The 14,367-nt window shown below is 37.4% G+C and carries 14 protein-coding genes; 8 read left to right on the top strand and 6 right to left on the bottom strand.

Annotation, left to right across the window (positions count from 1 at the left end; translation table 11 throughout):
• The first annotated feature begins 29 nt into the window (after positions 1-29).
• Positions 30-1,301: a UDP-N-acetylmuramoyl-tripeptide--D-alanyl-D-alanine ligase gene (locus EL165_RS09365; protein WP_002977620.1), complete on the top strand. Its 1,272-nt coding sequence runs from the start codon at positions 30-32 to the stop codon at positions 1,299-1,301.
• Between the two features lie 157 nt (positions 1,302-1,458).
• Here the strand turns inward: EL165_RS09365 and EL165_RS09360 are convergent, their stop codons facing one another.
• Entirely contained in the window at positions 1,459-2,067 is a 609-nt protein-coding gene (locus EL165_RS09360; protein ID WP_002977622.1) for an NUDIX hydrolase, read from the bottom strand.
• 36 nt (positions 2,068-2,103) lie between these two features.
• On the opposite strand from EL165_RS09360, the gene EL165_RS09355 reads away from it, so the two are divergent.
• Positions 2,104-2,493 (top strand): hypothetical protein, encoded by a 390-nt coding sequence (locus tag EL165_RS09355; RefSeq protein WP_002977623.1) that lies wholly within the window; start codon positions 2,104-2,106, stop codon positions 2,491-2,493.
• A gap of 43 nt (positions 2,494-2,536) precedes the next feature.
• Here EL165_RS09355 and EL165_RS09350 read toward each other — a convergent pair whose 3' ends face one another.
• From EL165_RS09350 to bamG, 3 genes are read right to left on the bottom strand one after another with little or no spacing between them, the layout of a single operon-like run.
• Positions 2,537-3,580, bottom strand: coding sequence for an anhydro-N-acetylmuramic acid kinase (locus EL165_RS09350; protein WP_041461417.1), 1,044 nt, complete (start codon positions 3,578-3,580; stop codon positions 2,537-2,539).
• 7 nt (positions 3,581-3,587) lie between these two features.
• Positions 3,588-4,178 (bottom strand): LPS export ABC transporter periplasmic protein LptC, encoded by a 591-nt coding sequence (gene lptC / locus EL165_RS09345; protein ID WP_002977625.1) that lies wholly within the window; start codon positions 4,176-4,178, stop codon positions 3,588-3,590.
• A gap of 1 nt (position 4,179) precedes the next feature.
• Positions 4,180-5,496, bottom strand: a complete 1,317-nt coding sequence (gene bamG, locus EL165_RS09340; RefSeq protein ID WP_002977626.1) for a BamG family beta-barrel-assembly machinery protein — start codon at positions 5,494-5,496, stop codon at positions 4,180-4,182.
• Between the two features lie 247 nt (positions 5,497-5,743).
• Between bamG and EL165_RS09335 the strand changes: the two genes are divergently transcribed.
• The 6 genes from EL165_RS09335 (at position 5,744) to EL165_RS09310 (ending at position 12,748) form a co-directional block, all read left to right on the top strand.
• Positions 5,744-6,862 (top strand): DNA polymerase III subunit, encoded by a 1,119-nt coding sequence (locus EL165_RS09335; RefSeq protein WP_002977627.1) that lies wholly within the window; start codon positions 5,744-5,746, stop codon positions 6,860-6,862.
• 316 nt (positions 6,863-7,178) lie between these two features.
• Positions 7,179-7,817 (top strand): TetR/AcrR family transcriptional regulator, encoded by a 639-nt coding sequence (locus EL165_RS09330; protein WP_002977628.1) that lies wholly within the window; start codon positions 7,179-7,181, stop codon positions 7,815-7,817.
• On the top strand, positions 7,801-9,114 hold the full coding sequence (locus EL165_RS09325; protein WP_002977629.1) for a TolC family protein: 1,314 nt from the start codon (positions 7,801-7,803) through the stop codon (positions 9,112-9,114). The genes EL165_RS09330 and EL165_RS09325 overlap by 17 nt, the downstream gene beginning before the upstream one ends.
• Before the next feature lie 16 nt (positions 9,115-9,130).
• On the top strand, positions 9,131-10,234 hold the full coding sequence (locus EL165_RS09320; protein WP_002977630.1) for an HlyD family secretion protein: 1,104 nt from the start codon (positions 9,131-9,133) through the stop codon (positions 10,232-10,234).
• Positions 10,235-10,374: 140 nt separating this feature from the next.
• The gene (locus tag EL165_RS09315; protein ID WP_002977631.1) at positions 10,375-11,952 is read left to right on the top strand and encodes a DHA2 family efflux MFS transporter permease subunit; all 1,578 of its coding nucleotides are present in this window, start codon (positions 10,375-10,377) and stop codon (positions 11,950-11,952) included.
• A 199-nt stretch (positions 11,953-12,151) separates the two neighbouring features.
• Complete coding sequence (locus EL165_RS09310) at positions 12,152-12,748, top strand: hypothetical protein (RefSeq protein WP_002977632.1); 597 nt, start codon at positions 12,152-12,154, stop codon at positions 12,746-12,748.
• A gap of 160 nt (positions 12,749-12,908) precedes the next feature.
• On the opposite strand, the gene EL165_RS09305 is transcribed toward EL165_RS09310, so the two are convergent.
• Together EL165_RS09305 and EL165_RS09300 are read right to left on the bottom strand one after the other, a co-directional pair.
• Positions 12,909-13,922 carry a TQO small subunit DoxD gene (locus tag EL165_RS09305; RefSeq protein ID WP_002977633.1) on the bottom strand — a complete coding sequence of 338 codons (1,014 nt, stop codon included), beginning with the start codon at positions 13,920-13,922 and terminating at the stop codon, positions 12,909-12,911.
• Between the two features lie 52 nt (positions 13,923-13,974).
• Positions 13,975-14,331, bottom strand: a complete 357-nt coding sequence (locus EL165_RS09300) for a hypothetical protein (protein WP_002977634.1) — start codon at positions 14,329-14,331, stop codon at positions 13,975-13,977.
• Positions 14,332-14,367: the final 36 nt, after the last annotated feature.

Below are 14,367 nucleotides of genomic sequence, written 5' to 3'. Positions count from 1 at the left end.
TCTGATTTCAAAATATATATATTTTCCACATGAATATAGAACAGTTTTATCCCTTATTTCTGCAGGCCGCAAAAGTGACCATCGACAGCAGAAAAATAGCAGAGAATGATATTTTCTTTGCCTTTTCCGGTGAGAATTTCAACGCAGCAACTCTGGCTGAAAAAGCCATCGATGACGGAGCTTTGGCAGTAATTGTTGAACTTCCGGAATTTGAAAACAGAGATAAAAATATTTTCTATGTTCCATCGACTCTGGAGTTTTTACAGCAGCTGGCAATTTATCACAGAAGAAAGCTTTCCATTCCTTTTATTGGACTTACGGGAAGTAACGGAAAGACAACCACAAAAGAGCTGATTCATGCTGTTCTCTCAGAAAAATTTAATGTACAGTATACGTCCGGAAATCTGAATAACCATATCGGAGTTCCGCTGACGATCCTTTCCATTAAACCGGAGCATGAAATGGCTGTGATTGAAATGGGAGCGAATCATCAAAAGGAAATTGAATTCCTGTGTACTATCTCACAGCCTGATTTCGGATACATTACCAATTTTGGAAAAGCGCATCTGGAGGGATTCGGAGGCTTTGAAGGAGTGATAAAAGGAAAATCTGAGCTGTATGATTATCTTAAAAATAACAACAGAACAATTGTTGTGAATGAAAACGATCCTATCCAGCTGGAAAAAACTGAAAATTATCCTTCTAAAATTACTTTCGGGAAAGAAACTTCCAATTATAATTTTGAATCGTTCTCAGAGGAACATTTTGTAGGATTGATTTATCAGGGAGTAAAAGCCGTTTCAAAACTGACAGGAGAATATAATTTTACCAATCTTTGTGCAGCTGCTAGCTTAGGGCTTCATTTTGGAATCGGTTTTGAAAAAATAAAACATGCGCTGGAACTGTATACGCCTACCAATATGAGATCTCAGGTTGTGAAAAAAGAGGGAAGAACTCTGGTTCTGGATACGTATAATGCAAATCCAAGTTCTATGACTGCTTCTTTAAATAATTTTATCAGCTTTGAAGGCAGTAAAACCATTATTATTGGAGATATGCTGGAATTGGGTGATGAGAGTGAGAAAGAGCATCAGAACATCTTAAAACTGGCTCAGGATCTTCATTTCGATGAGATTATTACTGTCGGAAAACATTTCAAGGCTGTCAATTCTTCAGATCTTGCTTTTGAAAACACAACGGAACTCGCAGAATATTTGAAACAGCATAAAATTCAAACTGAAAATATACTACTGAAAGGCTCCAGAGGAATTGCTCTTGAAAAAATAATAGACTTTATTTAGGGTACAGAAGCTGGAGGCTGGGAGAGGGAAGTTCCTGAAGGCAATTGAAGAGTGTTCTCTTTGTATTCAACTTTATAAAATTTCATTAATAAATAAACACTTGAAGAAGTAGTTGGCCGGAATATAACTTCCGGCTTCATTCTTCCAGCCCTCTTACTTATTTCTTCAAATCCCAAAATTCTTTTACAATCAGTTTAATATTTTTAAATGTACTTGGAAAAACTTCATTTTCAATTTCTGATGTCGTTTTCCAGGCAACTTCAGTAATACCTTCTTCTATCTGTGGTTTGGAAGTGTCTTCTCCGTCGAAGTTCATTTCAAACCAGTGGGTACACTTCAATATTTTTTCACCATTTCTTTCTACATAGATGTGATAAGTCGTATTGATGAATTTTACAAGCTCTACGTCGCTCAAGCCTGTTTCTTCTTCTATTTCCCGAACGGCAGATTCTTCTCTGGATTCACCCTTTTCCATCTTACCTTTGGGAAGATCCCATTTGCCTAGTCTTCTGATGAAAAGAATTTTCCCTTCAGGATTATTAACAAGACCTCCGGCAGCCTCTATAATTCTGAAAAGCTTCTGGAATTCCTGCCATATTTCATCCAAATTCTCCCCATATACATTTAGTTCCTGCGCAGAAGTATTCTCCAGAAGATCCAATGCGATCTCCAAAGTTGTATAATTTTCATACCTAAGCTTTTTTTCAAGTTCTTCAGGATGCTTAGATATCAATAATTTTTTTTCGTTGACAAAAACTTTATACATTTGTAATAGTTAAGAATTTAAATACAAAAATAAAAAATGAATTTAGAAGGACGAAAGATTATTGTCAATAAATCATCTAAAGAACTTACCGAGTTGCTGAAATCTCCTGAAAATTATAAAGATTTTATGCCGGATGGTCTTCAGAAATTTGAAACAAGAGATAACGGATTTAAATTCGGATTACAGGGAATGCCGGAGATTGCGTTAAAAATTGACGAAGTGGATGATCACAAAGCTGTTTTAAGATCTGCAAGCTCAAGCCTTGATTTCTCATTAACAGCAACATTGAACCCGATCAGCGACAACCAGACAGAGGTTCAGATGTTATTTGAAGGGAAATTCAATCCATTCATCAAAATGATGGTAGAAAAGCCGTTACAGAACTTTATCAATACGCTTACTGATAAAATCGAAGCTTATAAATAATACAAAACCTCCAAAATTGGAGGTTTTTTGTTTTATGTAATTTCTATGCTATAACTCCCGAGCAATGATCAACACTACTTCCCGTTGCAGAAGACAAAACGTTGACCTCGTTATTCATTTTTAAAACACCCATAAAGGCAAATATCAGAGCTTCCTTATAATCGATAATTTCCTTTTCAGGAATGATTACTTCGGCTTTTGTTTTGGCTCTTATTTTTTCAATTAGAAATGTGTTGTAGGCACCTCCTCCTGTGATCAGGATATCTTTTATATTGTTTGCATTGATGACATAAGAGATCTGTTGAGCGGTGTGTTCTGTAAAAGTAGCCAGTGCATCTGTGATTTCAATATTTTGAAGAACCGGAAATATATGCTGATTACACCATTCAACTCCTAACGATTTCGGGTGAGGATGTTGGTAGAAATCTAATACGTTAAGCTGATTAAGCAAATCTTCATTTATTGTACCTTTTTCAGCCAATGTTCCGTTTTCATCAAAACTCTTATGAAGCTTTTGAGCCAGGTGATTTAAAACAATATTCACCGGGGCAATATCAAAAGCAATTCTCTTTCCTTCTGATCGTAAGGAAATATTGGAAAATCCGCCAAGGTTAAGACAGGCACTGTATCCTGAGAAAAGTAATTCATCACCTATAGGAACCAGAGGCGCTCCGTTTCCCTTCATCAGGACATCTTGGCTTCGGAAATCATAAATAACGGGTAATCCGGTTTCCAGCTTTATAGCCCTGCCGTCGCCAATCTGAAGGGTAAATCTTTTCTGTGGCTGATGAAAAACAGTATGGCCATGAGACGCAATAAGATCGATATTTTCAAGCTCATGCAGATGGATAAATTCTTTAACCTTTTGACCAAGGTAAAAGCCATATGCTGAATGCAGTTCCAGAAGGTCTTCAGCAGGAAGGTGAATTGAATTTCTAAGCTTGTTTTCCCAATCTTCAGAATAGGGGAATGTTTCGGCTTTCAGAATTTTAAAGGTCCATGTGTCCTGCTTTTCAAATTCAGCAAGACAGATATCCAAACCATCCAGACTTGTCCCGGACATGATTCCAATAGCCAGCGCTTTCATTTCAGGATTATTTTTTATTTTCAGAAATTCTTTTCGAACTGAAATCTCCCGAATTGTTATAAAACGTGTATTCGGAAAAATCATCTTTGGCCGTCATTCCATTGGCTCCTACCAATGTAGAGCCGTCTTCCATGGTAACATATACCGTATCTTTGGTATAGATTCTGTTTTTTTTCTGATCCCAGTAAATACTCTGCATGGCAAATCTCTGCCCTTCGTTGGTTCTTATTCTTACATCGCCTTTGGCTTCGTAGAATTTTTTGTATTCAAAAATACGGGCGTATTTCGCTGTAATTCTTCCAGGAACTTTAGGTTTCTTTTTATCAAAAAACTCAATATCAATTCCTTTTCTGGCTACTACATACGGGCTGTCGATCAGCTCATACTTTTCAATAATGGGAGCTTTGGCTTTTAAAGTAACAAAACCGGAGTCGCGCTGTATAATGTTGGCGTTATTGATAATTTGTGAAGGGAAATTCTTGCTTTGGTTGCCGTTAGCTTTGGTAAGGTCCTCTTCACAGGATGTCAGTATAAAAAATATAGCACAACTAAAAAGGCATGCTATATTTTTATATGATATTTTTTCTGAAAAATTCATTTTAGTTATAAAGAGTCTTTCTGAACCATTTGTCGGCAAAATTGAAGCCGATTCTAAGGTTGATGAAATTCTGGTTGATCAGGTTGTTTTGAAGAGTTCCTCTCTTACCAACTTCCAGCCCGATTTCAAGACCGCTCATTCTTGTGATACTGCTGTTTTTGAATGGTAGCATTACCCCGGCAGAAATACCGAACTTGTTAATACTGTTTCCTTCCAGTTTAAGATTTCCTCTTTCGTAGAATGCTCCATATCTGTAGATCACCCTTGAGAAGTAGCTTCTGAAGTTATTATAGTTAGGAAGGTACCATCCCCCTGCGGAAATTCTGTAGCTATCCTGGAAATCAAAAGTCTTACCGAAATAATTGATATCTTCTCCCTTTTTATAATCTATCTGACCAGATACAAACCAATGGTTCTCGCTTCCGTACCCAACCCCAAGGGAAGCCTGTAACGGAAGAAGGTTTTTGGATTTTGTTTCTTTTTGCTCGATGATTGTTTCAGAATCGGTCATCTTTGTAGTTTCCTGAGCATCAGAATATCTGTAGGTACTGTTAGTGTACTGTGTCGTCATGTTACTTGTGTTCCCAAAAGTAGCAGTGGCTCCTACGGTAAACTTCTTGTCAGTACGTGTATTTAAAGTCTGGTAGCTTGTACCAAGCGTAAAATTAAAATTTCTGATTCTGTTTTTAGTTTCATAACCATTTACATATTCCCCTACATAAGTACCAAGGTTACTGTTGTAAGCACGGAATTCATTAAGGTCATTAAGATCTCCGAAATAAAGATTAGCTTTTGCTCCCACAGATAATTCCTGATTGATCTTATAAGAAACAGCAAGCTGGGCAGTATTTAATGTTCCACTACCTTTGAAGCTGTTTTTGTATAGGGGAGTCGTATTATCACTGGCAAGCTGTTCCGTTACGATGTCGTAGCTTTTGGAACTGTATGGCTGGTAAGAGATTCCCATTTTCACTTTTGAAGATAATGGAAAAGCGATCGAAATATTGGAAAGATACGTAGAATGCTTTGTAGATTTCATATCGTTATAGTTCGATTTGAAATAATTGTTTTCGTTGGTAGCTTCCAGTCTGATACTTGTAAGTTCAAAATTGGCGTTATTTGCCGGGTTGGCAAAATTGAAACTACTGGTAAAATCACTTATAAAAGCAGTAGATATACCTCCCATTGAAGTAGTTTCGATCGTATTATCATATTTCACATCTCCAATTCCATAAGCTGCATAAGGAGAGTTGCTTAGACTCTGTGCATTCAGAAAATATCCAACTGATATGAATGATACTACAAAGATTTTTTTCATTCTTTATTTTTAAAACAATGCGCAAATATCTTAAATATTAATGAATTGTAAAAATTATATGTGGTTAAAGTTTGTTAAGGGCCTTTCTTCAGAAGAAAAATGCAAATTTTCACGCATATACATAGCAATTCTTTATATAAAAAAATTATTCGGAAAAAAGAGATTTCTTTATCAGATTCACTCTTTATTTTATAGATTAAAGAGACTTAATTTTATGAATTGAAATAAGATTTTTTATCTTTGAAACATGAATTGGGAGAATATCGCCGGACAGACGAATCTGAAAAAACTTCTTAGAGAAAGCATTGCTGAAAACAGAGTGAGCCATGCCCAACTTTTTGTAGGAAAGGAGGGATACGGAATACTGCCCATGGTACTGGCTTATGCAAGAGAAATCTTCAGCCAGGAAAATGAACATGCTGCTGCAAAAGTAGAGCATCTCAATCATCTGGATCTGCACTTCAGCTTTCCGGTTTTTACGGATAATAAGAACTCATTAAGTAAGAATAAATTTGATGAATTCAGAGAAATGATTCTGTCTTCTCCTTATGCCAGCTATGATGACTGGACTGCCTTTTTGGAGTCGGAAAATAAGCAGCTATTTATTTCTGCAGATGAAATTGATGATCAGAATCAGAAATTTTCTTTAAAAAGTTTTGAGGGAGGAACCAAAATACTTATTGTCTGGAGAGCAGATAAAATGAATGTGGCCGCCTCGAATAAGTTTTTAAAATTTCTGGAAGAGCCGCCGGCAAAAACGGTGATTCTTCTTACTGCCGAAAGTACCAATGACATCCTCCCTACCATCCTTTCCAGAACACAGATTGTAGAAATTCCCAGAATTCATGATGAAGATATTGAAAACTATCTCAAAAAGAATTTTTCTGTTTCGGATGAGAAAGTAAGAGAAATTGTTCATGAGGCACAGGGAGACCTTAATGAAGCCATAAAATTGCTGAACTCAGGTGACAAGTCCAATGAGTTCGAAAAGCTCTTTGTGCAATGGGTAAGAGATGCATTTATGGTAAAAAAGAAACCCGAGTATCTCAGAAGCATTATTTTCTGGGCAAGAGAAATTGCAGGTTGGAACAGGGAAAAGCAGAAAAACTTCCTGAATTATTGTTCTGAAATATTCAGATTAGCATTGCTTCAGAATTATCAGTCCGAAGATCTTGTCTATAAAAAAATCAATGCGAATGGGTTCAATTGGGCAGGGTTTTCAAAATTTATAAGTGGAGCCAATATTGAAAGCATCCTGGAGGAAATCAATACAGCCGATCTTCACCTGACAAGAAACGGAAATCCTAAAATTGTCTGGACGGATCTTGGAATAAAATTATCAAGATATATTCATAAAAGCGCATAAACAAACTCTGGCTTTAGCCGGAGTTTTTATTTTAAAATACAATCAGTTATCATATTACTTTTAGTTTTCTTCTTTTTTTATCTATTATTTAATGTTAAGTATTCAGAAAATTCAAATACTGTTATTAGAAATTTTCATTACTATTAAATAAATATGAACTCTTTTTTAAGTTGTTTTTCATTAAAAACAGTCTTTTCTTCGGTTTTAGCATCTATTATAGAAACCGTCTTTTCTTTGCAATAAATTAAATCTATATTAAAAAATCAATCAATCGTTTGATTTGAATAAAAACTTATGTAAATTTGCGCCCTGAAAAATGAATACCAACATGATTTCAAAAGAAGAGAATATATTATTTGCCGCCGAAGAGCTCTTTGCTGAGAAAGGATTCGAAGGAACCTCTACCCGCGAAATTGCAAAGGCTGCTAATGTAAATATCTCTATGATCTCATATTATTTTGGCTCTAAGGAAAAACTTTATGAGAAATTAGTAGAATACAGAATGAATGAAGGTCAGTTTTTTTCGAAAGATCTTTTGGGAAGAACTGATATCAACGAATGGCAGAAAATTGAAAGAGTAATTGATCAGTTTTCTAATAAGATCCGGACTCAAAAATGCTTTTACAGGATTATGCAGAGAGAGCAGCTGCATACCAAGAATCCTCAGATTGTAGAATTTTTGAAACAGACCAAAATGGGATTCCTTTCCATGTATTCACAGATATTGGAAAGCGGTCTTAAAAATGGAATTTTCACCAAGAAACCACCTATCTATCTCCTTCATTCCACCGTAAGCGGAACTTTATTTTATGCATTCAATGCAAAAGAAATGTATAAAGAATTCCTGAATGAAACAGAAGATGAGGAAGCTTTTGACGAAAAATACTATACAGAACTTAATAAACATATTAAATATTTACTAAAAGACCTTTTAGGTTATGAAGAGAATAAATAACTCAGTGATTGCATTATCACTATTCGTAGGAATAGCCCATGCAAATGCTCAGGAGAAAAAGACACTTTCTCTTGACGAAGCTGTGCAGCTGGGAATCCAGAACAGCAAGAATCTCAAGATCGATGCAGCCAAGATCGAAGAGGCTACAGCTGATCTTCTGGAGGCTAAAAACAGACAACTACCGGAATTAAAAGTGTCAGGTAGCTATATGTACCTTCCGATTAAACCGAATGTGGATATCAAACTTCCGGGTGTTTCAGGGGCAGGAGGTCCCGAGGTACATCAGGTAGCTTATGGCTCAGCAAATCTTAGTGTTCCAATCTATAGCGGAGGAAGAATCAAATATGGGATTCAGTCGGCTAAATATCTGGTAGAAGCTTCCAAGCTGAGCACTGAGAATGACAAGATTGCTATTGCTTATAATGTAGCTCAGGCCTATAACAACTTATTTAAGGCAAACCAGTCTATTAAAGTTTTTGAAGAAAATCTTGCAGCTTCCCAGAAAAGAGATGAAACTTTCCTGAAAATGGAAAATAATGGTTTGATCGCGAGAAATGACAGATTAAAAGCCAACCTTCAGACTTCAAATATTGAACTTCAGCTTTTGGAGGCAAAAAATAATTACAATATTGCCAATATCAATATGGATCTTCTGCTAGGTCTTCCTGAAACAACGGTACTTGAAGTAGATGAAAATTATATTGAAGAAGGATCAGATGTGAAGCCTGTTGATTTTTATGTTAATGAAGCCAGAGAAAACCGTAAAGATTTGCAGGCTCTTGCACAACAGAGAAAAGCAGCAGAATTGGGAACAAAAGCTGCAAAAGCAGAAAACCTTCCTTCCATTGCATTCACCGGAGGCTATGTAGCTGCAGATATTCCTAAGTTTCTTACCGTATATAATGCAATCAACGTAGGAATCGGGGTATCATACAACTTATCCAACCTTTGGAAAGAAAATTCTTCTTTAAGACAGTCACAGGCCAGAGAAAAGCAACTTGCGGCTACCGATGAATTACTGAATGATAACATTAAGCTTGATGTCAACAGAGAATACCAGAACACCGACTATTCCAAAAAGAGAATTGCTGTTTTTGAAAAATCTGCTGAGCAGGCTAATGAAAATTACAGAATTACAAAAAATAAATACGACAACGGTCTTGCAACCATGACTGAATTGCTGGATGCAGACGCAGCTCAGATTGCAGCCAACGTTGGCGTAATCAATGCTAAGGCAGATGCTGCACTGGCATACAGAAAACTATTACAGACAACAGGAACTTTAACAATTAAATAATCAGATCGAAACCAAAATGGAAAATAATAATACACAGGCAGCTGAACCTAAAAAGAAAAAAAGTTTAGTTTTTCCTATCATTTTAGCGGCAGTAGTAATCGGAGGAGGAATCTACGGTTACAGAGCTTATACTTACGGACAGTATCATGAAGAAACTGACGATGCTCAGATTGCTTCCAATATGGCACCGGTAATTTCTAAAATCTCCGGATATGTAGCTGAAGTAAAAGTAAAAGACAACCAGTTTGTGAAGAAAGGAGATACTTTGGTGATTTTGGATAACAGAGATCAGAAAATGGCTCTTGAGCAGGCTCAGGCAGCATTATCTACAGCGAAAAGTAATATTTCCAATGCTGAAGCTGCTACAACGGCAACTTCGAAAAATATCGGTTCTTCAGAGGCGGCAGTAATCACTGCTAACGCTCAGATAGAAGCGGCAAAAGTAAATGTATGGAAAACATCACAGGATCTGAAAAGATATGCCAATCTTGTAAAAGACCATTCTATCACAGAACAACAGTATGAGCAGGCACTTGCTGCAAAACAATCTGCAGACAAACAGCTGCAGGTATTGGTTGACCAGAGAAATCAAATCGCTCAGCAGACTCATATCGCTTCTTCTCAGACGGCGGCAAGCTCTCAACAGATCAGTGTTGCAGGATCAGTGGCTAAACAAAGAGAAGTAGATGTAGAAAATGCAAGACTGAACTTGTCATATACAGTAATCCTGGCACCGGAAGACGGATATGTAGGAAAAGTACCAACACAGGCAGGTCAGTACCTGCAGGCAGGATCACAACTGTTTGCCTTGGTGAAAAACGACCAGAAATGGGTAGTGGCCAACTTTAAGGAAACACAGGTTGATAAAATGGTAGAAGGCCAGAAAGTAAAAATTGAGATTGATGCTTTCCCTGACCAGGAATTTGAGGGAGTGGTAAGCTCATTCTCTCCGGCTACAGGAGCTACTTTCTCTATTCTTCCTCCGGATAATGCGAGTGGTAACTTCGTAAAAGTAGTTCAGAGACTTCCTGTAAAAATTGACTTTGTGAATCTTGACAAGAATATTGCAAAAAGATTGAGAACAGGAATGAACGTAAAGGCAGAAGTTGCTTTGAAATAACATTTAAATTGTTAAAAGTCAATGAACTTCGTTGTCAATAGTGAATCAGCTTTGCTGTCAATTAAAACGGTAGGCTTTACAATTCACCATTCACTTGCGAAGCAAAATTCACCATTGATTTTTCACATCGAAAAAAACTTATGCAAGATTCATTAGTAGAATATGGAGCGCGGAGAGTGATCATTACGATTACTGCTATCCTTTGTGCCCTTCTTGAAATTGTAGACTCCACGATTGTTAATGTTGCCTTGAATGAAATGAAGGGGAATCTTGGAGCTACGCTTTCAGAAGTGGGTTGGGTGATTACAGCCTATGCTATCGGGAACGTTATTATTGTTCCCATGACAAGTTGGCTCTCACAGCAGTTCGGACGTAGGAATTACTTTGCGGCATCCATCATCATATTTACGGTATTTTCATTTTTATGTGGGAATGCCACCAATATCTGGGAACTTGTTTTCTTCAGATTGATGCAGGGGATCGGAGGAGGAGCCCTACTGGTAACCTCACAGACGATCATTACGGAATCTTATCCGATTGAAAAGAGAAGTATGGCTCAGGCTATCTATGGTCTGGGAGTAATTATTGGCCCTACATTAGGTCCGCCACTTGGAGGATATATTGTTGATAATTACAGCTGGCCGTATATATTTTATATTAATATTCCGATCGGGATTGCAGCCACTTTAATGACGCTGCAGTTCGTGAGAAGTCCGAAATATGCTGAAAAGCGTAAAGTTTCAGATGTCGACTGGATCGGTATTGGTTTATTGGCTGTAACAGTAGGTTCATTACAGTTCATTCTGGAAAGAGGACATGAAGAAGATTGGTTTGAAAGCGGAATGATCGTGGCCTTTACAGTAGCTGCAATATTAGGATTTATACTATTCCTCTGGAGGGAGCTCACCTTCAAATATCCGATTGTAGAACTCCGGGTATTGAAAAATGGAAACTTAAGAATCGGAACGGTGATGTCGTTTGTATTAGGATTTGGGCTCTATGGGTCAACATTCATCGTTCCGCTTTATACACAGAGTATCCTGGGCTGGACGGCGCTTCAGTCAGGAGCCTTAATGATTCCGGCGGCTTTAACAACTGCTTTCATGATGCCTATCATCGGAAGATTACTGACGAAAGGAGCAAAACAGCAGATTTTGGTTTCTCTGGGATTGTTCATTTTCTTTATCTATAGCTTCTGGGGATATAAAATCCTGACACCGGACACCAGCAAAGATGCTTTCTTCTGGATGCTGATTGTGAGAGGAGCAGGACTGGGACTGCTGTTTATTCCGATTACCTCTTTGTCATTAAGTACGCTGAAAGGACAGGAGATTGGTCAGGGTGCCGCTTTTACCGGAATGATGAGACAGCTGGGAGGATCTTTCGGGATTGCAGCAATTACAACCTTTATTGCCAATGCAGGCCAGAAATACAGAAATAACTTAATTTCCCATCTGGATGAGAACAGTTTTGATGTTCAGCAAAGGCTGGCTGCCCTGAAAGCAAACTTTATTGCAAAAGGAATGACACCTGATGCTGCAATGAATGCCGCTTACAAAATGCTGGATCTGTCCGTAACCAAACAGGCAACCGTTCTTTCCTACATGGACGTATTTCTTTATCTCGGGGTCATATTCCTGATATGTATTCCGTTTATCCTATTCATAAAAGAAAGAAAGAGCAAAGAAAAAATAGATTTGAGTGAAGCCATGCACTAAATTTTAAATCAAAACCTTCGAAATTTTCGAAGGTTTTTTTTATGTTATTTTCTTACGTAAAATAGTAGGAGACAATAACTTTCTGTTTTTATTTTGTAACATAAAAATAATATCACTTGTTGGAGAGTTTATTTATTTTTTCTAGCTTTACATAGTTTTAAGACTTCAACTACAATCTCAAATACTAATAACTTATTATATGAATCAAATCCAGCTGCCGGAAACGTACGTGGCATTATCAGATTTCAGAAAACATGATGTTTATCTCCCTGAGATGAATCAGGCTCAGATTATTGCAGATTTCTTTCCCGGAACTTTTACAGAGCTTACCCAGCGCCTGTCTGATATTACAGGAGCTTTCTATGGAGGAATGCTTAAACAGGTAGGAAAACTGTATGGAGCAGAAGCGGTAGAAGAGCTTTCCAGCACTTTTATGTATGATCTCGGGTCAAGAATGGCTTTAAAGAACCTTGAAACAAAATCCAATCTGCAGCCTGGGATTCCGGCTGTTGCAAAAATATTGATAGGAGCAGTCTTTACATCCAGTCCCGAATATAATTTTGAGTTTAAAGAATTAAATGACCATAAATGTGAGCTGCTGATCAAAGGCGTGGACCGGTATCATAAAATCACCCAGAGTCTGCAGATTGCAGGGCTGCTAAAATGGCCGGTTATAAAACCTTTCATACAGGGAGTTTGCGATACTATGGGGCTGGATGTTTTACTTGAAATAAAAGTCCTGAAACTTGATCCGGACAGCTCTTGCAGTTATCATGTCATAGTTTCGGAAAAATAGAATGGGAATACTGAATACTGGAAAATTAAAATACATTCCTGAAATATCAATAGAAGCGGACTTTAGTCCGCTTCTACTATTATAAATTGAGAATCGGCTTCAACCAAAACCTAAAACTGGCATCCCGTAACCCGTACCCCGAATCCCGAATCCCGAACTCCTATTCAATCCTCTCAATCCATTCAATCCCGCTGATATCAATCAGTTTTAAGGAATGAATTTCATTTTTTTGAAGAATATCGTCAATATTCAGGGCCACATCGGCTTTTGCCCCCAATGGAATTACCAGACTATGTTTCCCTGGTTTCACTTTGGCAACATAATGATTTTGAATATTCTTTTCAGGAATTCCGGCAAGTTCTTTGTGATCAAGCTCTTTTAAAATATTTCCTTTTTTGTCCAGAATATGAATGCCTATCAAAAAAGAGCCGTATACATCGGCACCTTCAGTTCTGTATACTTCAAATTTCAGATCTGAGTAATTATGGGAGATGTTTGAAATTTCAAGCTTCGGTTTTACTGATTTATTGTGAAAGGTTCCCCACACGCCGCCATGGAAATACTGATTGGTAAAAAGGGTTAGTCCGAATATGGTTAACGATCCTGCCAATACGAAAACTTTAGGTTTTGAGATGGGTAAACTTCCGGATCCCAGCCATTGAAACCATTTTTTCTGAGTAAAGTTTTTGTTGTTTTTCATAAAATAATAGTCCAGTGAATAGGCACCACTTCCCGAAAGAAACAGAGCAAATCCACCCGCGATTCCCAGAACACCTATCTGCCATTCATCAAGACAGGTTGTTCCCAGCCAGCCGGAACCCAGTAAAATTCCAAAAGCAAGGCTGAAGATACCGATACTCATCAGGCGGGTAAATAATCCGAAAATGATGAATAATCCTACAATCGCTTCAATAATGGTAAAAATCATCATGGAACGCTGTAATGCATCGGGATGGGTAACCAGATACTCAATAACAGGTTTTATTCCAAGTGCATTAGGTAAAAAATGATTGAATTTTTCCCCGACATATCCCTTTTCATCAGGAATAAGTTTGTTTTCCAGGATAAGTCTGCGCCAGAACGCTGAAAAATAAGTCCACCCGATGACCATACGGAGGGATAAAGTATATAAGCCGGCCAGGTCCGAAGACTGGCTGTTTACGGTATGTTTCATTGAAATTAATATTGTATTGTAAAAAACTGATTTTTAAATTGACTTAAAGGTTTTAAATCAGATTAAGTTTCAGTCTTTTAAACAGAATATATTTCGGAGGGCTGTTTCCTGTTGAATGACCGGAATAGATATTGAGAAAGGTCTTTTCTTCAACAGAGTTGTGTACAGCTGGAGTAAAACAAGATAAGAATTTATTATGCTGGCTTTGAGCTTTGATTTTTGAAACTGATAGGCCTGAAGAAGCAGATGCCGCATCGCAACTGAAGGAAAGAAAGGAGGTAGTTTTTACCTTATTCAGCCCGCTGATAAACTCAATGTCAAAAATATCAAGAACATTCCTTTTAACAGAGCATGGAGACAATGAAAACACCAAAATAAGCATCGTAACGACAGCTTTGTAAGTTTTCATATGGAATCCTGAATGGTGCATGATTACAAAACTACA

This window comes from Chryseobacterium gleum (genome assembly GCF_900636535.1).
Classification (GTDB): domain Bacteria; phylum Bacteroidota; class Bacteroidia; order Flavobacteriales; family Weeksellaceae; genus Chryseobacterium; species Chryseobacterium gleum.
Note: the sequence above shows the minus strand (reverse complement) of the source record. Positions and strands in the feature narration are given on the sequence as shown.

Excerpts from the sequence above, each read along its gene's own strand:
- EL165_RS09365 (WP_002977620.1), top strand. The coding sequence starts at position 30 with ATGAATATAGAACAGTTTTATCCCTTATTTCTGCAGGCCGCAAAAGTG.
- EL165_RS09360 (WP_002977622.1), bottom strand. The coding sequence starts at position 2,067 with ATGTATAAAGTTTTTGTCAACGAAAAAAAATTATTGATATCTAAGCAT.
- EL165_RS09355 (WP_002977623.1), top strand. The coding sequence starts at position 2,104 with ATGAATTTAGAAGGACGAAAGATTATTGTCAATAAATCATCTAAAGAA.
- EL165_RS09350 (WP_041461417.1), bottom strand. The coding sequence starts at position 3,580 with ATGAAAGCGCTGGCTATTGGAATCATGTCCGGGACAAGTCTGGATGGT.
- lptC (WP_002977625.1), bottom strand. The coding sequence starts at position 4,178 with ATGAATTTTTCAGAAAAAATATCATATAAAAATATAGCATGCCTTTTT.
- bamG (WP_002977626.1), bottom strand. The coding sequence starts at position 5,496 with ATGAAAAAAATCTTTGTAGTATCATTCATATCAGTTGGATATTTTCTG.
- EL165_RS09335 (WP_002977627.1), top strand. The coding sequence starts at position 5,744 with ATGAATTGGGAGAATATCGCCGGACAGACGAATCTGAAAAAACTTCTT.
- EL165_RS09330 (WP_002977628.1), top strand. The coding sequence starts at position 7,179 with ATGAATACCAACATGATTTCAAAAGAAGAGAATATATTATTTGCCGCC.
- EL165_RS09325 (WP_002977629.1), top strand. The coding sequence starts at position 7,801 with ATGAAGAGAATAAATAACTCAGTGATTGCATTATCACTATTCGTAGGA.
- EL165_RS09320 (WP_002977630.1), top strand. The coding sequence starts at position 9,131 with ATGGAAAATAATAATACACAGGCAGCTGAACCTAAAAAGAAAAAAAGT.
- EL165_RS09315 (WP_002977631.1), top strand. The coding sequence starts at position 10,375 with ATGCAAGATTCATTAGTAGAATATGGAGCGCGGAGAGTGATCATTACG.
- EL165_RS09310 (WP_002977632.1), top strand. The coding sequence starts at position 12,152 with ATGAATCAAATCCAGCTGCCGGAAACGTACGTGGCATTATCAGATTTC.
- EL165_RS09305 (WP_002977633.1), bottom strand. The coding sequence starts at position 13,922 with ATGAAACATACCGTAAACAGCCAGTCTTCGGACCTGGCCGGCTTATAT.
- EL165_RS09300 (WP_002977634.1), bottom strand. The coding sequence starts at position 14,331 with ATGAAAACTTACAAAGCTGTCGTTACGATGCTTATTTTGGTGTTTTCA.